This window comes from Thermosynechococcus sp. B1, assembly GCF_030322985.1.
Lineage (GTDB): Bacteria > Cyanobacteriota > Cyanobacteriia > Thermosynechococcales > Thermosynechococcaceae > Thermosynechococcus.
Genome location: NZ_CP096573.1, coordinates 2,473,948 through 2,495,398, shown reverse-complemented (window position 1 = coordinate 2,495,398; position 21,451 = coordinate 2,473,948). Strand labels below are relative to the sequence as shown.

Genomic DNA, 21,451 nt, shown 5'->3' with positions numbered 1-21,451 from the left:
GGCTTTATCATGCACAATAAACTATTGGGCTTTCCCAGTTGGAGATATTGAAATGCCGACACCCGCCTTGCTGGTTCTTGCCGATGGTTCAGTCTTTCGCGGTTTTTCCTTTGGGGCACCGGGAACGGCCATTGGAGAGGTGGTTTTTAACACCGGCATGACGGGTTATCAAGAGGTACTCACCGACCCTAGCTATTGTGGTCAAATCGTGACATTCACCTACCCTGAGTTGGGCAATACCGGAACCACGCCCGAAGACGATGAATCCGATCGCCCCCAAGTGCGCGGTGCGGTTGCTCGCCATATTTGTGACATTCCCAGTAACTGGCGATCGCAACAATCCTTACCTGATTACCTCAAAGCCCATCGCATTCCCGCCATTTATGGGATTGACACCCGCGCCCTCACCCGCAAAATTCGTACTGTCGGTGCCATGAATGGCGGCATCTCCACGGAAATCCTTGATCCCGTTGAACTGCTGCAAAAAGTCCTTGCCGCTCCCAGTATGCAGGGGCAAAATCTAGCCAAGGTGGTGACCACCCGCACCCCCTATGAATGGACAGAGCCAACGCCCCCGGCCTGGGAATTTCGTCCCCAAACGGCCAGCGAAGAGCCACCGCTAACAGTTGTGGCCATTGACTTTGGTGTGAAGCGCAATATTCTCCGTCGCTTGGCCAGCTATGGCTGCCGTGTGATTGTCGTGCCGGCGGATACGCCAGCGGAAACGATTCTCAGCTATGACCCCGATGGCATTTTCCTCTCCAATGGCCCCGGCGACCCTGCGGCGGTTCAGGAAGGCATTGAAACCGCACGCAAATTACTGGTGGCTCAGCGTCCCATGTTTGGCATTTGTCTGGGGCATCAGTTGTTGGGACTTTCTTTGGGGGCGGAAACCTTCAAGCTGAAATTTGGTCACCGGGGGTTGAACCAGCCCGCTGGCCTGACGCGGCAAGTGGAAATTACCAGCCAAAACCACGGCTTTGCCATTACTGAAGAATCCCTTGCCCAAACCCCCGTTGAGATTACCCACTTTAACCTCAATGACAAAACCGTTGCCGGTCTGAAGCACCAAACATTGCCGATTTTCTCAGTGCAGTATCACCCTGAGGCCAGCCCCGGCCCCCACGATGCTGATTATCTCTTTGGCGAGTTTGTGGCGCAAATGCGTGCCTATCGTCAACAGCACCCCCGCAGCCAATGAAAGGGCGATCGCTCACCTCCTATCTCTTTCTTGCCCCTGCCTTGGGGTTACTCACACTGACGGTCTTTTGGCCAGCCCTACAGGCCTTTTTCCTTAGTTTCACTCGCTATGAGATGGATCTCCTGAGTCCGCCTGTGTGGGTGGGATGGGCCAACTTTGCGCAATTGTGGCGCGATGGTGTTTTCTGGAAAACCTTGGCCAATACTTTCCTCTATTTAGTGGTAGTGGTGCCGATTCTGGCGATCGCCCCCCTGCTGTTGGCGATTTTGGTCAATCAACCCCTGCGGGGCATCCACTGGTTTCGTGCTGCCTACTACAGCCCCGTGATTATCTCAATGGTGGTGGCGGGGATTGCTTGGCGCTGGCTCTATGCCCCCAATGGCCTCTTCAACCAACTGGTACAGGGTCTACATCTGCGGGACACCCCGATTCCTTGGCTGACAAGTCCCCAACTCGCCCTCTTTAGTGTCATGGCCGTCACGATTTGGAAAGGCTTGGGCTACTACATGGTGATCTATCTGGCGGGACTTCAGGGGATTAGTGGTGAACTCTACGAAGCGGCAGCACTCGATGGTAGTGACGGCTGGCGACAGCATTGGGATATTACCTTACCGCTGATGCGTCCCTATATTCTTTTGGTGAGCATTATCTCAGCAATTTCTGCCACGAAGGTCTTTGAAGAGGTCTATGTCATGACCCAAGGGGGGCCCCTCAATAGCTCCAAGACCATTGTTTATTACATCTACGAGAATGCCTTTCAGCGCTTAGAGATAAACTACGCCTGTACGATGGGACTGGTCTTATTCCTATTTATCCTGTCGTTGTCTCTCTTGAATCTCAAGTTTGGCCGACAGGTGGAAATGCCCCTTAGCTAACCACCTGCATGCGTTGAATCAACCATTGATTGCCGCGACGGGTAAAGGTGTAAATGACGCGGTAGGGATCGCTATAGGAAATATCATTGCGTAGCGTCCCCTGTTCATAGAAACGGGCATCCTCATTGACTTCCGCCAATACATCCACGCGATCGCTCCCTCGGGGACGGACTTCCTTCACTTCTAGGTTCTTGAGGGTATAGACCCAATGGCTGCCCTCGGATTTTAAGCTCTGTGCCCGCGATCGCCAGCGGCTGAGTTCTGGCTCCGCCAAAATCGTTGCTAGTTTGTCCACCTGAAACGTCATACCCAAGGCTTTGGCTTTAATTTGCTGCCACTGATGGAGGCGATCGCGTGCCATCTCCGGCGTTAAGGTGGTGGCTAAGGTCGTTGGTTGTGGCGTTGCCACAGGAGTTGGCGTCGGGGTCACTGGCGGTGGTGGGGGGGCTTCAGCCGTTTTGGCTGGCCAATAAACTTTTGCCAAGGCGCCCAACCCAACAAGAACAACCCCTGCACCCATCCAAAACCAAGTCTGACGTTTTTTGTGGTGACTGGTTGGCGGGCGGCGCCGTTTGCGAGTGGATGCTGGGGGCGTGTCGGTCTCCGTGGCGGTTGAAGAGCGGGTAGCAGCCGATGCCGAAAAGCCTTGACCCAGCCCAGTATGATACTCCAAGGGCAACGTTTCCGCTGTGAAGGAGACGGGCGGCGGCACGGCCACCGTTGGTCTAATGACTTCGGGGAGGGCAGAGGCAGTGGTGCTGGGCGGTTCAGGGGCAAAGGAGTCGTCACTGAGAGCTTCTAGGTAGGTTTGGATATCGGGATCCGCAAAGTAGGCATCCAAGGCCACCGGCGTTTCCCCCAAATCCCGAAAGGCAGGATAAATTTCTTCCCGTAGCCATTGCTCTGTGTAGTAGTACAGCCCCGGCAGCAGATCGCTGGAGTCATGGGAATGACGGCGGATAAAGGCGAGACTCTGCTGATCTTGAGATTTATCGAGAGCGGCCAGTGCCTCAGCAGGTTGACCCAACAGCAGTAAACAACTGGCCAGTTCAAGGTAGATGTCTTGATTGGGAGAGAGTCGCTCTAGTAAATCCTTGGCGCGGCGAATATAGCTTGGCTGAAGTTCCTGTACACCCCGTGCCACCAGCGCATGCACTGCCAGATAGGTCGCTACTGCTGAGGGACGGCGGGATTCTCGTTCAAAGAGTTCCTGTTGCTCTGCTACGGTGAGATGGCTGCGCAGTTGCAAAATAAATTTCAGAAAATCCTCAACCCCAAGGCCAGAGTGATCGTCATGGCGACCTTCAATCCCCCCGCGATCGCTGAGCATCTCCCGCAGCAATAAAATACCCCGCTGCCGATTCACACTATCGGATAGCGGCAGTGCCAGTAACTCCAGAATGTGGTAGGGACGTAGGCGATTCAGTTCCGTCTGAAACTGCTCTTGGAGTTCAGGAAACAGGTTCGCCCGCTGAAGTACCCCTAGACCGGCTGCGAGGCGAGAGGCGGCTGCTTGGTAGGACTGCCGCTGCCATTCCTCGCGTCCCAATTCCAAATAGGCCAAAGCCACAGTCAGCGTAATGTCAGCAACGACGGCAGAGGAAGTATAGGGGCGGTTGAGATCAAAAGCATCCCCCTTTAGGAATTGTTCTCCCAGTTTGACCACTTGGGAGTAGTTCCCCAGTTCATAGAGCAGGAGGAGCGCCCCCGAAAATTGCTGATCACTAATTTCAAGGTGGGGAGCGGTGGTATCGGGATCCAACTGGGCAATCAAATCATCAGGGTCAACGGCACGGCGGTGGCGATCGTAGGCATGGCGCTGCTCAGGTTCTCGCAAAACCGCATAGGCTTGCTCAATGAGTTCACGACGGGTGGCAACGGTGGTGGGGGAGTGTTGATGGGTGGGCAGTTGCAACAGCCGATCCTGAAACGCTTGCTCGATTTGCTCCGGCGTTGCCTGAATTGGCACACCCAGCACTTGGTAATAGTCGAGGGGAATGCGCACCTGAACCCAAACCTCTAGAGATAAACCAGTCCATCAACCGCAACACGTGCCTTGATTTAGGAAGAACAGGGAACCCCTCCAAAAATGGCTAAGGGTTTAGAAATTACACCAGAAGCCTTTGGGAATGACACTACAGAGGATTCCCAGAAAAAAGGGAGCATCAAGCGTTCTAGGGTATCACAATTTTTGCCCCTCAGTGCGAGTTTGCGCAGAGATTGGCTGGCTTAGCCGCGCACTTTTGCTGTAAAGCCAGAGGCCTTAAATTGCTCCAACTGCAAAGGTGTTGGTTGGTCGTAGGGCACGCTAATGCGAATTTCAAAATCGCTAATGCCAGGTGGAATCACATCAATTGCCCCAACTCGTGTGCGGTTTTGCAACACTGGATTGCCATTGGCATCGTAGATGCGGCCAAAGACATCGGCATCCACCACTGTTTTGCCGGATTTATTCTCTGCTTTGCCAGTAATCAGGTAGCAGTTGGCCTTGAGGGTGGTCCCCCCGGGTGTGACTGAACCTTCACCAATTTCTGGCGGGCATTCGTGGTAACTGAGGTCAAAGAGCCGCACTTGAATAGCGGCGATCGCCGGCAGCGTGGCGATACTTGACCAGCACAGGACACTCAGGAGCAAACACACCACTGCTCGACGCAGATAGGCCACAAACCGATTCGCACTCATGGTCATCGCTCAGCACTTCAACACGCCCCTATTATCCCACAGTGGTCAAAATCCACAGATCAACCGCTCCCAAGAGCAGCGTAAAGACGGCCAAAATACCGTACATCCAAGGCTGAGCAAGGGGCTTAACCACCTCTGTGGGCAATCCGGTATGGGTTTCAATGGCACGCATCATTTGGGCAAACCCCGCCACTCGCATCGGCAGAAGATACCCCTGACCTGTGGCAGTGACTAGATAATAGACCAAGCCCCCTTGGCTGGTACTGCGGGGCTGAAGCCCTTGAATCTCTGACCAAGCCAGTTGCCACTGCCGCCGCAGGAAGGGGGGCACCCAACCGGGATAGGTGAGGCAAATCCCTTGCGCGTCCAGTTCTACCCGCTGACTCAGTGCCCCCCAGAGCAAAATGCCCCCACAGGCGATCGCCCCCCAAAGCAGCAGGGGTGAAACAGGCGCCGCCGTCTGTGCCGCCAAAAAGGGGAGAGGAAGTGTGAGTGCGCCATAGAGGGCAATGAGCGTTCCAGAAATCAGGGGCGAGGTTTTGAAGCGCAGAGGTTCAGTCATGGTTGTTGCTGAGTTATTGCCTCAAGGGTTCATGATCATCCATCAATAGAATAGCCAAGTGGCAAAGGCATATTTAGTCCCCTGCACCACGGGCAAAGCCGTATGGGGATGGGTGTAGTAGGCGGGAAAGACAACGACATCACCGGTGCGGGGTGTGACCTTCACCCCTTGGCGATCGAAATAGGTTTCTCCCCCCTGAAAGTCCTCGTTGAGATAGCCCACTAAACTCACATCCCGTGTTGGGATACCTTGCGCCAGTTCCATTTGCCGACTGGCCAGCAGCAGGTTGTCCACATGGCGGCGATAGCCCTCGCCCACGCGATAGCGCAGGATCGAGAAGTTCTCAATTTCAGGAAAGCGAATGCCATAGTGCTGGTAGAGGACGATTTGAATCGTTTGTGTGGCTTGAAGCAGAATCTGCCGCATCGTGTCCTGTTGGGGATCTTGGGGATCAAAGCGGAGCAAACTGCCACCGCGCACTGAGCGATCGACCGTCCCCATGAGAATTTGCGCATCCTCAAACCCCACCTTCTCAGCCGTAGCAATCACCTGCTGACACTGGTGAGCCGGAATCAAACGCTGGAAGAGGAGAATCTCACCCCCCAAGTCAAGAATTTGCAATGGTGCAGCACTCATAGGGCAAAGATTGTTGCTATCTCTACCATCGGTTTAGGGGAGGCGTAGTTGCAGCGGTACTTCACTTCGGACATTGCCACTGACAATCACCTCTTGGCGATCGAGCCACCCCTTTGCCCGCTGTCCCTGAATTTGAATGCGGGGATTGCGCTGGCGGTAAAAGACGCCCCCTTGGGCTTCCACTTCCTGTTGAGGAATCCGCCAAATCAGTTGAGCCGTGCGCAGGTGGGCATTGGGGCGCTGAATTTCCACTTGACCGCTGGCTTCCACCCGCTCTTGGGGAATCCACCAATTGAGGCGTTGGGCACGCAGTTGTGCCTGTTGAGGTTGGCTATTGATCTGGGCATTGTCAAAGATGGCGCGGTTTTCAGCCATCAGGAAGACACCACGATTGGCCTGCCCTTGAATGCCTTGAGTGGAGGACTGCACCCGCACCGGGCGATCGCTTACCAATTGCTGCTGCGGAATCAACCAGCGTACCGTTTCTCCTTCAACCCGTAGGGCAGGGTTGGGAAGCTGCACTTGAACACCCCCCTCAAGGGTAACTACCTGATCGCTAATCGACCAGATGGCTCTTTGGGCTTGCAGCCGCTGCCCTTGGCGATCGCCCGCTACACCGCGGACGGTGACCCCCCCTTGACCAATCACCCCTGCCAACAGTCGATTGGGTTGCTGCTGCCACACTAGACTCTCCGTACTGAGTTGCAAATCCTTGGCCTCCTTGGCTGACGAGGTCACCTGAACGGCATTGAGGGCACGCAGTTCTTGGCGTTGGCTATCGGCTTCGAGGCGCTTAGCAGTAACAGTGACTTGGGGATAGCGGGCTTGCAAGTTTTTCTGGGCAATGAGAACGCCGCGATCGCCCTGCCAGACCAATTGATCGGCCACAATCGTCCCCTTTTGCTGGAGATCAGTGACGGTGGTGCGGCCTGCAATCCAGAGTTGTCCATCCCGCTGCCGCACATTGACTGCCTTAGCTTGCACCTTGTAAACAGTTTTGCCCTCTGCCTTTAATTCCCCCGTCAGGTTTTGAATCTCCAATTGCTGGCGATCGTCATCACGATAGCGCGCTCCCGCCGCTTGTAATAACCAGAGAAGTTCACCTTTGGCATTGGTTTGCCGTAGGGTCAGATTTTGCAGCTTGACCTCCCCCGTGATTTCTGGTTCTGGTGAGGGTTCCTCGCCCACCCATTGATCCACCCAGCCGCAGCCTGTCAAGGCCAGTACAAGGCAAAGGGGGAGGAGGGGTCTAGGCAGAGGCATTGTTGTCTAGGTTCTCTAGGGTCTCGGGTGACTTATTGGGCGCAGCTTCATCTTTCCCTTCGGCGGTATCTTGCTCCCAATGGGGAGTCACAATGGGGGGCGGCGTCAGGCTACCCGTGACGGGGCGATAGGTATAGGTTGGGCGGGGTGCTTTTTGGATTTCTTCGCGGATGCTTTCGAGATCAATGTAGCGATCGGCAACGTTAATCAGGCTATCGCTCGTCATCGATCGCAGGCTCACCACCTCGACCCGTGCCCCCCGGTAACTCACGGCATCCACCGCATAGGCCAAATCCCCATCGCCGCTAACCAAGATGGCCGTATCATAGCAGCCCACCAGTGCCATCATATCGACGGCAATTTCCACGTCAAGGTTGGCTTTTTTGGAGCCATCCGGCAGCTGCACCAGTTCCTTGGAGACAACACGGTAGCCATTGCGGCGCATCCACAGCAAAAACCCCTGCTGTTTTTCATTGGTGGGGTCAACCCCTGTATAGAAGAAGGAGCGAAAGAGACGGGAACCTTGGGTCAAGTAGCAGAGGAGTTTTGAATAGTCAATTTCAATGCCCAGTTGGAGTGCTGCATAGAAGAGGTTGGAGCCATCAATAAAAATGGCAACGCGCCCGCGATTTTGTAACACCTGTTCTGGTGTGTAAATAGCTGAAGACGAAGATGTAACCATGTAGAAATCATCTCAAAAAAAGTGTGTTATCGAAATATGAAGTCATACCTCTAGCGTATCGCGCGTCAAGGGGAATCGGCGACGGTTGCAGGCAGCGACAGTTTTTGGAAAATCGGCCCTGGATTGGCCAGAGGTTGCAACGCCGGTAAAACACCCCACTGGGCTTGGCGATCGCCCAAAAGGTCTGGGGCAACTGATCCGTTAAATTTAATACTATAGCCCAACTGCCCATAGATAGCCTCACTCAGTTGGGGGATAATCGGGGCAAGGACATAGGCCACAAGGCGCACTGACTCCAATACACAGTAGAGAATCTCCGCCACCGCTTGAGTTTCCCCAGCCTTATAGCGTTTCCACGGTGCCTCTTCATCAAGGAACTTATTCCCCGCCCGTGCCAGCGTCAGTGCCTGTTGACAGACCTCATGGAAGGCCAGTTGCCGATACCCTTGGCCATAGGTTTGGCAGAGGTGCTCCGCCAGTTGCCGCAGGGAATGCTCGCGCGGAATCGCTGACCCTTGGACATTGGGTACTTTCCCATCGGTATATTTCCAAGCCATTTTCAGCGTGCGATTGAGCAAATTGCCCAAATCATTGGCCAGATCCGCATTGAGGATATTGACAAAGCGGGTCTCACTAAAGTCACCATCGCGGCCAAACTCCACCTCCTTCATGAAGTAGTAGCGCACGGCATCGGCACCGTATTGCGCTACCAAGGCAAAGGGATCAAGGGTATTCCCCAGACTTTTGCCCATTTTTTGACCATCCTTAGTGAGAAAGCCATGGACAAAAATTTGCTCTGGCAGTGGCAAACCCGCCGACATTAACATTGCTGGCCAAGAGATGGCATGGAAGCGAAGAATATCCTTACCGATTATGTGTAGGTTAATCGGCCACCAGGTTTTGAGGGCATTGGCCAAGGTTGGCTCATCTTCTGGTTCCAAGAGGGCAGTGACATAGCCCAAGAGGGCATCAAACCAGACATAGAGGGTCTGATCTGGATCCGTGGGCACGGGAAACCCCCACGCCAAATTCACCCGCGAAATCGAAAAATCCTGAAGCCCCTGCTCAATAAAACTCAGCACCTCATTGCGACGGCTAGGGGGCTGGACAAAGTCAGGATGTTCAGCGTAGTAGTCCAAAAGCGCCGGCTGATACTTCGAGAGGCGGAAAAAATAGTTGCGCTCATCTCGCCATTCCACCGTGCGATTCACATGGATCGGGCAGCGCCGACCCTCAAGCAGTTCGCGTTCCTCCTTGAATTCTTCGCACTCGACACAGTACCAACCCTGCTGCTGACCGAGGTAAATGTCGCCGTTGTCCCATACCCGCTGAAAAAACTCGTTGACAATGGCGTGGTGGCGAGGACTGGTGGTGCGGCTAAAGCGATCGTAGTGGATATGCAGTTGTTGCCACAGGGCTTGAAAACCAGCGGCAATCTCATCGCAGTGGGCTTGGGGACTGAGACCCCGCTGTTGGGCGGTGCGCTCAATTTTTTGGCCATGCTCATCGGTACCGGTAATGAACCGCACCTGATAGCCCTGCAAACGATAGAAGCGAGCAAGCACATCGGCAGCAATGGTTGTGTAGGCACTGCCAATGTGGGGAAGGGCATTGACGTAGTACAGGGGGGTAGTGAGTGAAAAGTGCGGTGACAAGCAGTGTTTCTCCCTAGGAGGACGAGCAAATCGCGTTATTTATCATAGTGCCATCGGTAACAGCTTGGAGGCGATCGCCCACCGCCAGATCCACCCAAGGACTCAGGGGGCCTTCTTGCTCACTGCCATTGGCAGCCAAGTCACTGTGGCAAAGGAATAGGCGATCGCTCACCCGTGAACATAGATCCACCAGTAAATGCTCCAGACGTTCTGACTCCAATTGCCACACCCGTGCACTGGGACTCGCCGCCCCCTGCCGCAAAAAGATGGGCGCCTGCCAGAGGCATTGCAAGCCGCCATCCTGCCAACGCGGACTCCCCACATCCAGCCAAAAATGCCAGCGATGGGCCAGTTGGGCACTGCGATATTGAAACGTGGTTGCCAGTAAGACCCCTTGGGGCTGCCGCAGGGGTGGGGCAGGATCAGCGGTTACAATTCCCCGCCGCAGTAGGGCGATCCATTCCCGTAGTCGCTCAGCCGTTGGCGTAGCTCGGTGTTCTGGGAGGTGATCATAAATTTGCCAGTAGGCGGCTGTGCCCTCAAGGAGCGATCGCAGGGGTGCCAATTCACTGGCTGTCAGGTTTTGTGGCCAGAGATAGCGTTGAATCGCCGCCTCTAGGAGATACACAGGCATTTGGCTAGGATCTAGCGTGCTCAGCCAATGACGCAAGTTCTCATAGGCTGCGGTGGCACGATGGCCAAAGCGATCCCAATGGCTGTACTGGGTTGTGCTCAGCAGTTCGGCTTTCTCCAGACCCGGCTGAAAACAATAGCAAGAGAGCAGGCCTGCCCGCACAGGATCAATTGCTCGCGGCAGCAAAACCGTTAACATCTCTGCAACCGCCGTTGCCTCTGGGATCATTCCCGTTCGCGGATAAACAAACAGCAACAGCGTCAAAAGAGCACGCACAAAGGGGGATTGAATCAGGGGGCGCTGCTCATTCCAGATCACGAGGGGAATGCCGCGTTTTTTTAGCTCAGTGCTAAAGACATGGCGGGCAACGCTATCTAAACCGGGGGCAAGGATGGCGATCTCGTTTGGTTGCACCATCCCTTGATGAATGGCGGTGGCGATCGTCGCAACTACTTCCTGCAACAGTTGCATCCGCGAAGTGGTTTGAATGGCCGCGATGTTTTCAGGCAGCGTGGCTTGGGGCGTAGTGAGGCGTTCTTGAATCTCAGTTTGGAGAGGGGTGTTGCCAAAAATCGTTTCGGCAGGGCAGGGTTGCTCAATGACGGTGGCTTGGTTTTTCAGGCTGAGAAACGCATCGGGATCAGCTCCGAGACCGAGACGGACAGCGCCAATGGGTTGGTGAGTCAGGACAATCTTGATCCCCTGTTGGTTAAAGCGGGCGATCACATCTGCCATCACCGCTGGATAGTTGTGGATGTTATCAGCAAGAAGACACTGAAACCGTTGCCCCAAGGAGGCTTGGTATCGGGGATGGTCAAGGAGAACTCGGCCAAATAAATCCGTGGTGATGCCGTAGGTGAGAAGGCTGTGGGCAGTACACCAACTTTGCCACTGTTTCAGGGCAGTGACGATTGCCCCCACGGTTTCTGAAGGCATCTCAAGCTGATGATCCCAAATGAGTTGGGGTAGATCATCTAGGCTAAGGCGGGCAAAGGCAGCTAGTTGAAAAATATCGAGCAGGTGACGGGTGGCGCGATCGCGATTTTCACTAAGGACAGCAAACCTATGGTTGGCTAGCCAAGGCTGCCACAACCGCTCTGCGCACACCAACTCCGTTTCTGGTTTCAGACGCAAAGGGGGATGCGGATCAACGGCCTTCGCCTGCACCAGTAGTGGCCAAAAAAGTTCCACCTCATCCTGCATGAAGCCCACTGGCGTGGTGATATAAGGTCTGTAGCCACTGCCCAACTGTGACTCAATTTCCCGTTGGATGACTTGGCGGCCTTCTACGGTATCCGTCAAAAAGAGGAGCGATCGCTCACGGGGAATCACGGACTTGTCCTGCCCAACCCAATGAGCAAATTCCCTCACCAGTGCACAGGTCTTGCCACTGCGACTACCGCCACTGATCCACTGCAACACCGCCAACAAAGCCTGCAAAGTCAATTTGCTACGATCTTTATCTATCCTATCGATTTATTGCTTTTGCGGTAGCCGTTAAGAACAACAGCAATGTCCAGCAATCCCTTTATTCGCCTCAGAGACTGGATCAAGCGTGCAGAGCAGTGGTATCGTACAACTCCGAACCGCGCCCTACAGGAAGCCTATGAAGCCGCTCTGAAAATTCGCGCCATCGAACTGGAACACTTTGACGGTCAACCCATTAGCCCCCTCAATCTACCCGTGGGAGAAGTCTCTACCTATTTCGAGACAGAGCTAAAACAACTGCTAAAAACCATTCGTATGCGGATGACGGAGTTCCGCGCCAGCCGTCAAATTTTGCCCCTTGCTCCCCCCCAAAGCCCCCCCACTCCTGTCAACGATAGTGTCAATGGTGCAACGGCAACCTATACGGTGACGGCTACCGTCAGTAGCACGACGGAGGAACCCAGCGTTTATGAAAAGCTGCGGCTGATTGATGCCACCCTCAACCGCTATAAACGGCAGCGTGAAAAGGAACTCAATGCCCTTGCCCGTCCCAGCCTCAGTCGCCAAGATCCCCAACAACGCCAACAGTCAGATGCCCTCGACAAAATTGAGGATGATTCCCTTTATCTCTCGGAATATATCAGTGATGATCTCACCGATGATTCCAAGCTGGACAGCAGCAGCTTTATTCCCCGCTCGATTTTGCGCACCGCCGATCGCTTTCGCCGTGAACTCAATTCTGATGAAACCACCGAAGCTGAAGTCGTTCGTGATTTTCGCACCTCAAAGCTGCGCACCCGTCTAGCGGTTCGTTTTATGCTCTTGCTGGTGATTTTGCCCCTATTGACCCAGCAAATTTCCAAGGCCCTGATTGTGAGTCCCTTGGTCAACCACTTTAAGGCGGTAGGGCAGATTGAACGCATCATTAACTCACAATTGGAAGACAACATTCTCGATGAACTGGCTCGCTTTGAAAATAAAATTCGCTTTGAAAGTCTGGTGAGCAATGTTCCTGTTTCTGCAGAGGAAATTCAAGACCGCATCCGCGAAAAGGCGATCGAGCTATCCACGGAATACCAAAAGGAACTGATTGAACCCCTGAAAAACATCCTTTCCGATGCCTTGGGCTTTACGGTCTTTTTGGGACTGGTGTTTACGGGTCAACGGCAACTGGCCATTGTCAAGGCCTTTTTGGATGAAGTAGTCTATGGCCTTAGTGACAGTGCCAAAGCCTTTATCATTATCTTGTTTACAGATGTATTTGTCGGATACCACTCCCCCCACGGCTGGGAAGTGTTGGTGAACAATACCCTCGAGCACTTTGGCTTTCCGCGCAACGAGGATTTTATCAATATGTTTATCGCTACCTTTCCCGTGATGCTAGATACGGTGTTTAAGTATTGGATTTTCCGTTATCTCAACCAGATTTCCCCTTCGGCAGTGGCCACCTACAAGAATATGAACGAGTAGTTACGAGCACACCACTGGCTGGAGAATGGGACAGATCGTGCCCTCTGAGAGTTGCGCGGGCGATCGCCAGCCGGAGAGGAGGCCTTGCAATTCCTGTTTAAGAATCTGCAACTGCTGAATTTGTGCCTCAATGGCCGCCAATTTTTCCTCTAACTTTTCCTTGATGTGGTCACAGGGAATCTCACCGCGATCGTATACCTCAAGCAAGGCTTTGATGTCGCTCAGGGTGAGGCCAAGGGACTGGGCACGTTTGATAAAACTTAGGCGAGCAAAGACATCCTCAGCAAAGAGGCGATAGCCGCCACTGGTTCTGCCAACAGTTCGCAACAGCCCCAATTCCTCGTAATAGCGAATGGTCTTGACGGGCAGGCCACTACTGTGGGCAACGGTACCAATCAAGTAGGCGGCTGCATTCATGGCAGTTCTCCCAAGATCAGCGAGACAGCAATTTTAGAGAAGGGCACTTTAATTTTCTGCCATCGAGAGGCCAGATCACCACTTTCAGAAATTTAGCCATCTGCGCTATAATCATAAAGCTACGCGGATGTGGCGGAATTGGTATACGCGCACGTTTGAGGGGCGTGTGGCTTTGCCTTGCGAGTTCGAGTCTCGCCATCCGCATTTTTTTATGGGTGAATAAAGAAGGCGATCGCCAGCACGAGGTAGGTGATCATCAGCAAGACACCCTCTAGCCAGTTCGTGCGGCCATCGTTGCTAATGGAGTTGGTGATGGCAACCGCAGCCACAACGGCCAACAGTTCAAAGAGATTGAAGCTCAGGTTCATCTCCGGTTGACCCAAGAACCAGCCCACCAGCACAAGCACCGGCGCCACAAAAAGGATAATCTGCAAGCTAGACCCAATCGCCACCGCCACTGCCCCTTCCATACGATTATTGAGGGCAAACTTGATACAGGTGATGAACTCAACCACACTGCTGAAAATGGGAATGAGAAACACGCCTGTAAACAATTGGGTCAACCCGATTTCACTAATGCTGTCCTGCAAACTATCCACGAGGATGTCGGAAACAAAGACTAGCAAAATCGTACCCACCAGCAGAATGGCAAGGGGCACCTTGAGATTGACAGTGGGGGAGGGTTCCTGACCAGCGATCGTCTCATCCATCAGGTAGAGGTGACGATGGGTTTTCATGGAAAAGAGCAACATCAGACCGTAAAAAATCAGCAGCAAAATCGCCGACGCATAGGAGAAGTGATCAATCAAGTGAAGCGGCACACTGGGTGCCGCCGCCTGAATCGCGGTCGGGGTCATCAGCACAATCACCGATAGGGTGAGGGCAGAGGCATTAATGCGTGCCACAGGTGCTGAGAACTGTTGCTCTGGAAATCGGATGCCCCCAACAACAATGGCCAGACCCAATCCCAAAAGCAAATTGGCAATAATGGCACCGCTGAGACTGGCTTTTACCACCTCTGCCAGACCCTGACGCAGGGCGACAATGGCGATAATCATCTCCGTCACATTGCCGAAGGTGGCATTCAAGAGTCCGCCAAGGGCAGGGCCAATGACTTCGGCGATCGCCTCTGTGGAATTGGCAATCCCAGCCGCAAGGGGCACAATGGCGAGACCACTGAGGATAAAGCTCACCATTGGCGGCATTTTGACGATAAAGTTAAGGAGGGCAAGGGGCACAAAAATCAATAGGCCCAGCAGCATTTTTTCCTGTGTTGTCATGGATCGATCCCCTTGAGCGAATCATCAACTGACTGTCTCCACCTCTCGGGAATTCGCTACTACGGCTATACGGGCGCCCTGCCAGAGGAACAAATTCTCGGCCAGTGGTTTGAGATTGATATTAAGCTCTGGTTGGATATGACACAAGCTGCCGCTAGCGATCGCCTTGAGGACACCCTTGACTATCGCCCCCTCTTGCAAGCCATCGAGCAGTTAATGCAGCAGCAACGCTTTCACTTAATTGAGACCCTAGCAGCAGCAATTATGAAACTGTGCCTAGCGCCCCCCCAAGTGCAGCGGGCTGCTGTGCGTGTAACCAAACTTGCCCCCCCCGTGCCCAATTTTACGGGTCAAATTAGTGTTGAAATGGTGCGCTGCCATGCCGAATCGCCTTAGCCAGTGCCAAAGTCTCTATCTGCGCAAGCATGCCGAAAACCCCATTGACTGGTGGCCGTGGTGTGATGAAGCCCTTGCCAAAGCAGCGGCAGAGGATCGGGTGATTTTTCTCTCGATTGGTTACTCCAGTTGCCACTGGTGCACTGTCATGGAGGGGGAAGCCTTTTCGGATCTGGAGATTGCCGCCTATCTCAATGCCCATTTCCTGCCCATTAAGGTGGATCGCGAGGAGCGACCCGATCTGGACAGTATTTACATGCAGGCGCTGCAACTGATGACGGGTCAAGGAGGCTGGCCGCTCAATGTATTCCTGACGCCGCAGGATCGCCGTCCCTTTTATGGCGGTACCTATTTTCCCGTGCAGCCGCGCTATGGCCGTCCGGGCTTTTTACAGGTGTTGCAGGCGGTGCGCCGCTTCTATGACCAAGAAAAGGACAAGTTAGCCGCCCAACAGGCCACCCTCTGGCAATATCTCGCTCCCCCCGCTGAGATGGGAGAAGCCGTCCCCCTGAGTGAAGAACTCCTAAGGGCAGGGATTCGCCAAGTGACGCCGATTTTGCGCGATCGCCCCCAAGGCACCTGCTTCCCCATGATGCCCTATGCCCAAATGCTGCTTCAGGGATTGGCTTTGAGTCCCAATCCCCCGCAACTGCTGCACCTGTGTCGGCAACGGGGACGCAATCTCTTGCAGGGGGGCATCTATGACCATGTGGGCGGTGGTTGGCATCGCTACACCGTCGATCCCCAATGGACGGTGCCCCACTTTGAAAAAATGCTCTACGACAATGGCCAAATTGTGACCTATTTAGTGCGGCTGTGGCAGCAGGGCGATCGCTCCCCCCAGATTCCCGTTGCAATTGCCCAAACGATTCAATGGCTCGATCGCGAAATGACGGCCCCTGAGGGGTACTTCTATGCAGCACAGGATGCCGATAGCTTTGTCAGTGCCAATGATCCTGAACCTGAGGAGGGTGCCTTTTATTGCTGGCAATATGCAGAGCTAGAGCAGACCCTAACCCCAACGGAATTGGCACAACTGCAAGCCCACTTTGACATCTCTCCCAGTGGCAACTTCGAGGGCAAGATTGTGCTCAAGCAAGTGCGCCCGCCGGCGAATCCTGAGGTGCTAGCACCGATTCTGCGTAAACTCTTTGCTCGCCGCTATGGTGCCGATACGCCCATGGATCAACCCTTTCCCGTGGCCACGGATAATGCAACCGCAAAGGGACAGGCTTGGCCGGGACGGATTCCGCCGGTCACTGATACAAAAATGATTTTGGCTTGGAATAGCCTGATGATTACTGGCTTAGCAACGGCAGCCCAAGTCTGGAGAGAGCGCACCTACTGGCAGCGAGCGGCTAAAGCGGCACAATGGCTCCACGAGCATCAATATCAAGAAGGCAAACTCTACCGCCTCAACTATGGCGGCACCGTGGCCGAAGTGGCGCAGGCCGAGGATTATGCCTACTGGATCCAAGCCCTGATTGCTCTGCATCAAGCCAGTTTAGCGGTGGGGGAGGCGGCGCAGCCGTGGCTGGAATTGGCCACGCAGTATCAAACCCTCTTTGATCAGGAATTGGCGGCAACAGAGGGGGGCTACTACAATGCACCGGAGCGCGCCGATTTGATTGTGCGCCAGCGGGAAGGTCTCGATAATGCTACACCTTCTGCGAATGGGGTGGCGATCGCCAACTTGGTGCAACTCTTTTTGCTCACAGAGAATCCCGCCTACCTCGAACAGGCAGAAAAGGGATTGCGTTTCCTTAGCCCATTGATGAAGGAGTCTCCCCAGAGTTGTCCGAGCCTTTTGGCGGCGTTGCAGTGGTATCTGCGTCCTGTCTGTGTCCAAGCGCGGCCTGATCAGGTCACAACCCTCTGGGATCGCTACTTGCCAACGGCTGTCCTCAAAGTTCGCGATGACCTCGAGCCAGTTGCCCTTGTCTGTGAAGGCTTGCGCTGCCGTGAACCGGCACTGACCCCCACCCAACTACAACAACAATTGGATGATCTCTATGGCTGAAGCGTTGCGTCGTACCCCCCTCTATCCGTTGCATCAAGGCGCACGGTTTACCCCCTTTGGCGAGTGGGAGATGCCCCTTCAGTACAGCAGCATTTTGCAGGAACACCAAGCGGTGCGGCAGCGGGTGGGGATGTTTGATATTTCCCACATGGGCAAGTTTCTGCTGCGCGGCCCTGAGGCGATCGCGGCACTCCAAGAACGGGTACCCACCAATCTCAATCGTCTCCAGCCCGGCCAAGCGAAATACACCGTTCTCCTCAATGAGGCTGGGGGCATTGTCGATGATGTCATTCTCTACATTGGGGATGGCCAAGTCCGCTGTATTGTGAATGCAGTCACCACTGCCAAGGACTGGGTATGGTTTCAGACGTATTTACCCGCCAGTATTGAGTTCATTGATGAGTCAGCGACACAGGTGCTGATTGCTCTTCAAGGCCCTGCCGCGACAGCGACCTTAGCTCCCCTGTGCGATCGCTCCCTAGATGACCTCAAGGCCTATCGCCATGCTCAAGTCAACCTACTGGAACAGCCCGCTTGGATGGCTCGCACCGGCTACACGGGCGAAGACGGTTGGGAAATTCTTGTGGCACCAGAATTGGGGCAACAGTTGTGGCAAACCCTGCTGGCGGCGGGTGTGACTCCCTGTGGCTTGGGGGCGCGGGATACCCTGCGCTTGGAGGCGGCCATGCTCCTTTACGGCCAAGACATGGATGAGCAAACCACCCCCCTAGAGGCGGGTCTCGATTGGCTGATTGATTGGCAAAAGCCCGATTTTGTAGGTCGTGCGGCCCTCTTAGCCCAAAAGCAGCAGGGGATTGAGCGGCAATTGGTGGGTTTAGAACTGGTGGGCAAAGGCATTGCTCGCCACGGCTATCCCATCTATGCGGGGGCACAGGCTGTGGGGGAGGTTACCAGTGGCACCCTATCTCCCACCTTGGGGAAGGCGATCGCCATTGGCTATGTCTTTCCAGAGTTTGCCCACATCGGTCGTGAACTGGCGGTACAGGTGCGCGATCGCCAAGTCCCAGCAGTAGTGGTTCCTCGCCCCTTCTATCGCCGCCCTCGGTAGCCGCTGCAATTCCGCTAAAATTTGATTCATCAGTCGTAAAACGCAACAAATGCTGGAAACTTGCCCTCGCTGTGGTGCTCGTTTAGGAAAGCCCTTGTCCTCTGGCCGCCAAGTGTGTAGTGTCTGCGGTTGGAGTACGGTGGTCATCGAGCGATCGCCCCCACCGCCGCCCACGGGATTACCCCTGCTTTTGAGTCAGATCGGGCGGTTGATCAAGCGATTTTTCCAGTATTTGGGGGTGCAGCTGCAACTACTGTGGCGATCGCTGACCGCTCGTTCGCAGCAGCAACAACCGCGCCGCAACCTATGGGAAAGCCTCGTCACCAAGCTCAAACACCTCGAGGAAAAAATTCCCACCGGTGATCCCAGTAAGGAGTGGCTGACTCCCGAAGAGGCCTTTCAACTCTTGGGCGGCAACCCAGACAACCCCAACTCCAAGGTGAGTACCCTCGATGGCAAGCGGCGGATTGGCTTATCGGCCTTTCGGCGACTGGTGAATACCGCAGAATATGCGGATTTTGGCTTTCAATACTCTAGCGATCGCCACCTGAAAAATTTACCCTATTTGCGCCGTCTGCCTCGCCAACCCTAAGGCGATCGCAAACCGAGAATAATCTGCCACTCCTGTTCGGTGACCGGTTGTACCGAGAGACGGCAGCCCTTTTGCAACAGCAGCATCCCCTCTAGGCCGGGCGTTTGCCGCAGTTCTGGAAGTGTAATTGGTGGCGAAAAATCGCGGCGATACTGAATATCCACCATGAACCAGCGGGGATTGTCAGGCGTGCTTTTGGGGTCAAAGTAGCGACTGTCCGCATCCCAAGCAAAGTGGTCGGGATAGGCGGCCTTGACGACTTCGGCAATGCCCATGATGGCTGGTGGGTTGGCATTACTGTGGTAAAAGAGCACGCGATCGCCCACCTGCATTTGATCGCGAATAAAATTGCGGGCTTGGTAGTTGCGTACTCCTTCCCAACAGGTGGTTTGTTGTGGGGCTGCCTGCAAATCCTGCCAAGAAAAAACGCTTGGCTCCGACTTCAGTAACCAAATCCCTGCCATGAAAGACTCTTTAACTGTGGGTTTAGAGGTCTGCTGTGCCCAAGCTACAGCGTAGCAAATCCTCAACGGTTGCACAGTAGGGAGTTAGCCCCAAGGTTTGGGGATTGAGCACGGTGTCATAGGTGAAGTTACGATAGTTCAAGCAAAAATAATCCCACGGCGACATCTGCACTCGAAATACCCGCACAAAGAAGTTGATCACTGGCAGTGTCAAGGGGACTTGCAAATAGATGGGCAGCTTTGCCGCAGCGCACAACTGCGCCAACATCTCATTGACAGTAATTGGCGGATTACCCAGAGCCACCCGACGCGGTACGGGATACTCAGGATGCTGCAACAGGTAGAGAACCACTTGGGCAATATCGCGGGCATGGACAAAGTGAAAACTGGCATCAGCGCGGAAAAAGCGAGCCAACCACAGCCACTTGAGAACTTCGCGCATGCCCTCAGTGATGAACGAGGGACGCTTACCATCAGACCCGCCGCCAAACACCATTGTCGGAAACAGTTCAATCACGCGATCGCCCACGGGTAACTGCTCAATGGCATGGAGACACTCATACTTGGAGCGAATATAATCCGTTCCCAAGGTGCCTGCTTCCGGCAGCGGTTCCATTTGATGATTGAGGATACTTGCCGTTGAAAAATAAAAGACCCGCTGGCAGCGTTGCGGCTCCAGTTGCTTGAGGAGATGGCAAGTTTGCTCGTAGTTGATGGCAAAGACATTGTTCCCTCCCCAAGCGGTTGCCGTTAGGATCGCAACATCGAGGGTGGGCAGTAGCGGTGCTAAGGGCGTCAGATCCATCAGATCCCCCTGAATGACGTTCACTCCGGGGCGCTGGTCAGGATCAACTTGCAACCGGGCTGGATTCCGCACCAGCAAAAAGAGCTCATGATCCGTCTCTTGGATCAGCGCCTCAGCGATGTACTGGCCAATGCAACCAGTGGCACCCGTGATTAAGATGCGCATTAGCCGAGGGACTTCACCAGATCAAAAAGAAAGGCCACATTCTCCTCAGGGGTTCCTTGGAGAACGCCGTGGCCAAGGTTAAAGATATATTTGCCCTTGCGACCCGCTTCGATAATGGCTAGCGCTCGTTCCTTGAGCACTGGCTGGGGGGCAAAGAGTGTGATGGGGTCTAAATTCCCCTGCAGACCGACACTGGCAGGAAACTGCTGGCGAATCGTGCCGATGTCCACAGTCCAGTCAAGGCTGACAATATCTGCCCCAGTTGCTGCCATGCGATCGACCACTGCGGCACTGCCATTGATATAGAGGATGATGGGCACATCAGGATAGACGGCTTTAACTTGCTGAACCACCTGCTTTTGGTAGGGGAAGGCAAAGCTATCGTAGTCCTGACGGCTGAGTTGACCCGCCCACGAATCAAACAATTGCACCACCTGAGCACCACAGTCAATTTGATAGCACAGGTAGTCGGCAATGGCAGTGGCCAAATGGTTTAAGAACTTGTGGAGCAACTCTGGCTCACGGTAGGCCATGGTTTTGATTTCAATGTAGTCCTTGGAGCTTTTGCCCTCAATGGCATAGGCGGCAAGTGTCCAAGGGGCACCGGCAAACCCCAGCACCGTGGCGCGATCGCCCACCTCTTGGCGCAGGGTTGAGAGAATCGGGCGAATAAAAGGACAGGCCGCTTCCGGTTCCAAGGGATGGAGTTGTTGCACCTGCTCAAGGGTACGGATGGGTGGATCAATGATTGGCCCTTTACTCTCGACAATGTCAAAGGGAATACCAATCCCTGGCAGGGGCGTGAGAATATCCGAAAAGAGAATCACACCGTCTGGGGCAAAGGCACGAAAGGGTTGGAGTGAAATTTCAATAGCCAGTTCAGGGATTTCCGATCGCTGACGAAACGAGGGATAGCGATCGCGCAGGTCACGATAGACCTTCATGTAGCGTCCAGCTTGCCGCATCAACCAAATGGGGGGACGCTCAACGCTTTCACCACGGGCAGCACGTAGGAGTAAAGGGGTGGTCATCCTAAAATGTGTAATTCCAATCGTTTTCAACCGCTCTGGAAACGTTGCTCAGCAAGACCCATTGCACTCAGGGGTTGCCTACGATTCACAGAGTTTAACCCTACAATCATACCCTAGGGGGCGA

Annotated in this window: 20 protein-coding genes and 1 tRNA gene; 8 read left to right on the top strand and 13 right to left on the bottom strand. The window is 54.3% G+C overall.

The window, feature by feature from the left end; genetic code table 11:
* Positions 1-52: 52 nt before the first annotated feature.
* Both carA and M0644_RS12335 read left to right on the top strand, forming a co-directional pair.
* On the top strand, positions 53-1,201 hold the full coding sequence (gene carA / locus M0644_RS12340) for a glutamine-hydrolyzing carbamoyl-phosphate synthase small subunit (RefSeq protein WP_286625917.1): 1,149 nt from the start codon (positions 53-55) through the stop codon (positions 1,199-1,201).
* Positions 1,198-2,076, top strand: coding sequence for a carbohydrate ABC transporter permease (locus M0644_RS12335; RefSeq protein WP_149821285.1), 879 nt, complete (start codon positions 1,198-1,200; stop codon positions 2,074-2,076). Before carA ends, M0644_RS12335 begins: the two co-directional genes overlap by 4 nt.
* Here the strand turns inward: M0644_RS12335 and M0644_RS12330 are convergent.
* From M0644_RS12330 to M0644_RS12295, 8 genes are all read right to left on the bottom strand, one after another.
* Entirely contained in the window at positions 2,069-4,081 is a 2,013-nt protein-coding gene (locus M0644_RS12330; protein ID WP_286625916.1) for an IMS domain-containing protein, read from the bottom strand. The two genes, M0644_RS12335 and M0644_RS12330, sit on opposite strands and share 8 nt — an antisense overlap.
* Positions 4,082-4,305: 224 nt before the next feature.
* Positions 4,306-4,764, bottom strand: coding sequence for a hypothetical protein (locus tag M0644_RS12325; RefSeq protein ID WP_286625915.1), 459 nt, complete (start codon positions 4,762-4,764; stop codon positions 4,306-4,308).
* A gap of 25 nt (positions 4,765-4,789) precedes the next feature.
* Positions 4,790-5,320, bottom strand: a complete 531-nt coding sequence (locus M0644_RS12320; RefSeq protein WP_149821278.1) for a hypothetical protein — start codon at positions 5,318-5,320, stop codon at positions 4,790-4,792.
* A gap of 42 nt (positions 5,321-5,362) precedes the next feature.
* Entirely contained in the window at positions 5,363-5,956 is a 594-nt protein-coding gene (locus M0644_RS12315) for a 2OG-Fe(II) oxygenase (protein ID WP_286625914.1), read from the bottom strand.
* Positions 5,957-5,989: 33 nt separating this feature from the next.
* Positions 5,990-7,219 (bottom strand): LPS export ABC transporter periplasmic protein LptC, encoded by a 1,230-nt coding sequence (gene lptC, locus M0644_RS12310; RefSeq protein WP_286625913.1) that lies wholly within the window; start codon positions 7,217-7,219, stop codon positions 5,990-5,992.
* Positions 7,206-7,901, bottom strand: coding sequence for an NYN domain-containing protein (locus M0644_RS12305; RefSeq protein WP_149821272.1), 696 nt, complete (start codon positions 7,899-7,901; stop codon positions 7,206-7,208). Before M0644_RS12305 ends, lptC begins: the two co-directional genes overlap by 14 nt.
* A gap of 65 nt (positions 7,902-7,966) precedes the next feature.
* Positions 7,967-9,556, bottom strand: coding sequence for a methionine--tRNA ligase (metG, locus tag M0644_RS12300; protein ID WP_286625910.1), 1,590 nt, complete (start codon positions 9,554-9,556; stop codon positions 7,967-7,969).
* Between the two features lie 13 nt (positions 9,557-9,569).
* Complete coding sequence (locus M0644_RS12295; RefSeq protein ID WP_190278105.1) at positions 9,570-11,636, bottom strand: recombinase family protein; 2,067 nt, start codon at positions 11,634-11,636, stop codon at positions 9,570-9,572.
* Positions 11,637-11,702: 66 nt separating this feature from the next.
* On the opposite strand from M0644_RS12295, the gene pxcA reads away from it, so the two are divergent.
* Positions 11,703-13,088: a proton extrusion protein PcxA gene (gene pxcA, locus M0644_RS12290; RefSeq protein WP_286625909.1), complete on the top strand. Its 1,386-nt coding sequence runs from the start codon at positions 11,703-11,705 to the stop codon at positions 13,086-13,088.
* Here the strand turns inward: pxcA and M0644_RS12285 are convergent, their stop codons facing one another.
* Complete coding sequence (locus M0644_RS12285) at positions 13,089-13,505, bottom strand: heavy metal-responsive transcriptional regulator (protein WP_286625907.1); 417 nt, start codon at positions 13,503-13,505, stop codon at positions 13,089-13,091.
* A gap of 123 nt (positions 13,506-13,628) precedes the next feature.
* On the opposite strand from M0644_RS12285, the gene M0644_RS12280 reads away from it, so the two are divergent.
* Positions 13,629-13,709 (top strand) — tRNA-Leu (locus tag M0644_RS12280).
* Positions 13,710-13,714: 5 nt separating this feature from the next.
* On the opposite strand, the gene cax is transcribed toward M0644_RS12280, so the two are convergent.
* Positions 13,715-14,785 (bottom strand): calcium/proton exchanger, encoded by a 1,071-nt coding sequence (gene cax, locus M0644_RS12275; protein ID WP_286625906.1) that lies wholly within the window; start codon positions 14,783-14,785, stop codon positions 13,715-13,717.
* A 12-nt stretch (positions 14,786-14,797) separates the two neighbouring features.
* Between cax and folB the strand changes: the two genes are divergently transcribed.
* The 4 genes from folB to M0644_RS12255 are packed head-to-tail and all read left to right on the top strand — an operon-like array spanning position 14,798 to position 18,862.
* Positions 14,798-15,181 (top strand): dihydroneopterin aldolase, encoded by a 384-nt coding sequence (gene folB / locus M0644_RS12270; RefSeq protein WP_255451668.1) that lies wholly within the window; start codon positions 14,798-14,800, stop codon positions 15,179-15,181.
* The gene (locus M0644_RS12265; RefSeq protein ID WP_286625904.1) at positions 15,165-17,201 is read left to right on the top strand and encodes a thioredoxin domain-containing protein; all 2,037 of its coding nucleotides are present in this window, start codon (positions 15,165-15,167) and stop codon (positions 17,199-17,201) included. The genes folB and M0644_RS12265 overlap by 17 nt, the downstream gene beginning before the upstream one ends.
* Positions 17,185-18,270: a glycine cleavage system aminomethyltransferase GcvT gene (gene gcvT / locus M0644_RS12260; RefSeq protein ID WP_286625903.1), complete on the top strand. Its 1,086-nt coding sequence runs from the start codon at positions 17,185-17,187 to the stop codon at positions 18,268-18,270. The genes M0644_RS12265 and gcvT overlap by 17 nt, the downstream gene beginning before the upstream one ends.
* Positions 18,271-18,319: 49 nt before the next feature.
* Positions 18,320-18,862, top strand: coding sequence for a hypothetical protein (locus tag M0644_RS12255; protein ID WP_149821255.1), 543 nt, complete (start codon positions 18,320-18,322; stop codon positions 18,860-18,862).
* On the opposite strand, the gene M0644_RS12250 is transcribed toward M0644_RS12255, so the two are convergent.
* Genes M0644_RS12250 through hemE form a run of 3 tightly spaced genes read right to left on the bottom strand, consistent with a single transcriptional unit; the run spans position 18,859 to position 21,327 of the window.
* Complete coding sequence (locus M0644_RS12250) at positions 18,859-19,326, bottom strand: EVE domain-containing protein (RefSeq protein WP_190278103.1); 468 nt, start codon at positions 19,324-19,326, stop codon at positions 18,859-18,861. The two genes, M0644_RS12255 and M0644_RS12250, sit on opposite strands and share 4 nt — an antisense overlap.
* A 22-nt stretch (positions 19,327-19,348) precedes the next feature.
* Positions 19,349-20,296: an NAD(P)-dependent oxidoreductase gene (locus M0644_RS12245; protein ID WP_286625900.1), complete on the bottom strand. Its 948-nt coding sequence runs from the start codon at positions 20,294-20,296 to the stop codon at positions 19,349-19,351.
* Positions 20,296-21,327 carry a uroporphyrinogen decarboxylase gene (hemE, locus tag M0644_RS12240; protein WP_286625899.1) on the bottom strand — a complete coding sequence of 344 codons (1,032 nt, stop codon included), beginning with the start codon at positions 21,325-21,327 and terminating at the stop codon, positions 20,296-20,298. Before hemE ends, M0644_RS12245 begins: the two co-directional genes overlap by 1 nt.
* Between the last annotated feature and the right edge of the window lie 124 nt (positions 21,328-21,451).

Bases quoted from the DNA above. Each gene is read 5' to 3' on its own strand.
- carA (WP_286625917.1), top strand. From the start codon at position 53: ATGCCGACACCCGCCTTGCTGGTTCTTGCCGATGGTTCAGTCTTTCGC.
- M0644_RS12335 (WP_149821285.1), top strand. From the start codon at position 1,198: ATGAAAGGGCGATCGCTCACCTCCTATCTCTTTCTTGCCCCTGCCTTG.
- M0644_RS12325 (WP_286625915.1), bottom strand. From the start codon at position 4,764: ATGACCATGAGTGCGAATCGGTTTGTGGCCTATCTGCGTCGAGCAGTG.
- M0644_RS12320 (WP_149821278.1), bottom strand. From the start codon at position 5,320: ATGACTGAACCTCTGCGCTTCAAAACCTCGCCCCTGATTTCTGGAACG.
- M0644_RS12315 (WP_286625914.1), bottom strand. From the start codon at position 5,956: ATGAGTGCTGCACCATTGCAAATTCTTGACTTGGGGGGTGAGATTCTC.
- lptC (WP_286625913.1), bottom strand. From the start codon at position 7,219: ATGCCTCTGCCTAGACCCCTCCTCCCCCTTTGCCTTGTACTGGCCTTG.
- M0644_RS12305 (WP_149821272.1), bottom strand. From the start codon at position 7,901: ATGGTTACATCTTCGTCTTCAGCTATTTACACACCAGAACAGGTGTTA.
- pxcA (WP_286625909.1), top strand. From the start codon at position 11,703: ATGTCCAGCAATCCCTTTATTCGCCTCAGAGACTGGATCAAGCGTGCA.
- M0644_RS12285 (WP_286625907.1), bottom strand. From the start codon at position 13,505: ATGAATGCAGCCGCCTACTTGATTGGTACCGTTGCCCACAGTAGTGGC.
- cax (WP_286625906.1), bottom strand. From the start codon at position 14,785: ATGACAACACAGGAAAAAATGCTGCTGGGCCTATTGATTTTTGTGCCC.
- M0644_RS12265 (WP_286625904.1), top strand. From the start codon at position 15,165: ATGCCGAATCGCCTTAGCCAGTGCCAAAGTCTCTATCTGCGCAAGCAT.
- gcvT (WP_286625903.1), top strand. From the start codon at position 17,185: ATGATCTCTATGGCTGAAGCGTTGCGTCGTACCCCCCTCTATCCGTTG.
- M0644_RS12255 (WP_149821255.1), top strand. From the start codon at position 18,320: ATGCTGGAAACTTGCCCTCGCTGTGGTGCTCGTTTAGGAAAGCCCTTG.
- M0644_RS12250 (WP_190278103.1), bottom strand. From the start codon at position 19,326: ATGGCAGGGATTTGGTTACTGAAGTCGGAGCCAAGCGTTTTTTCTTGG.
- M0644_RS12245 (WP_286625900.1), bottom strand. From the start codon at position 20,296: ATGCGCATCTTAATCACGGGTGCCACTGGTTGCATTGGCCAGTACATC.
- hemE (WP_286625899.1), bottom strand. From the start codon at position 21,327: ATGACCACCCCTTTACTCCTACGTGCTGCCCGTGGTGAAAGCGTTGAG.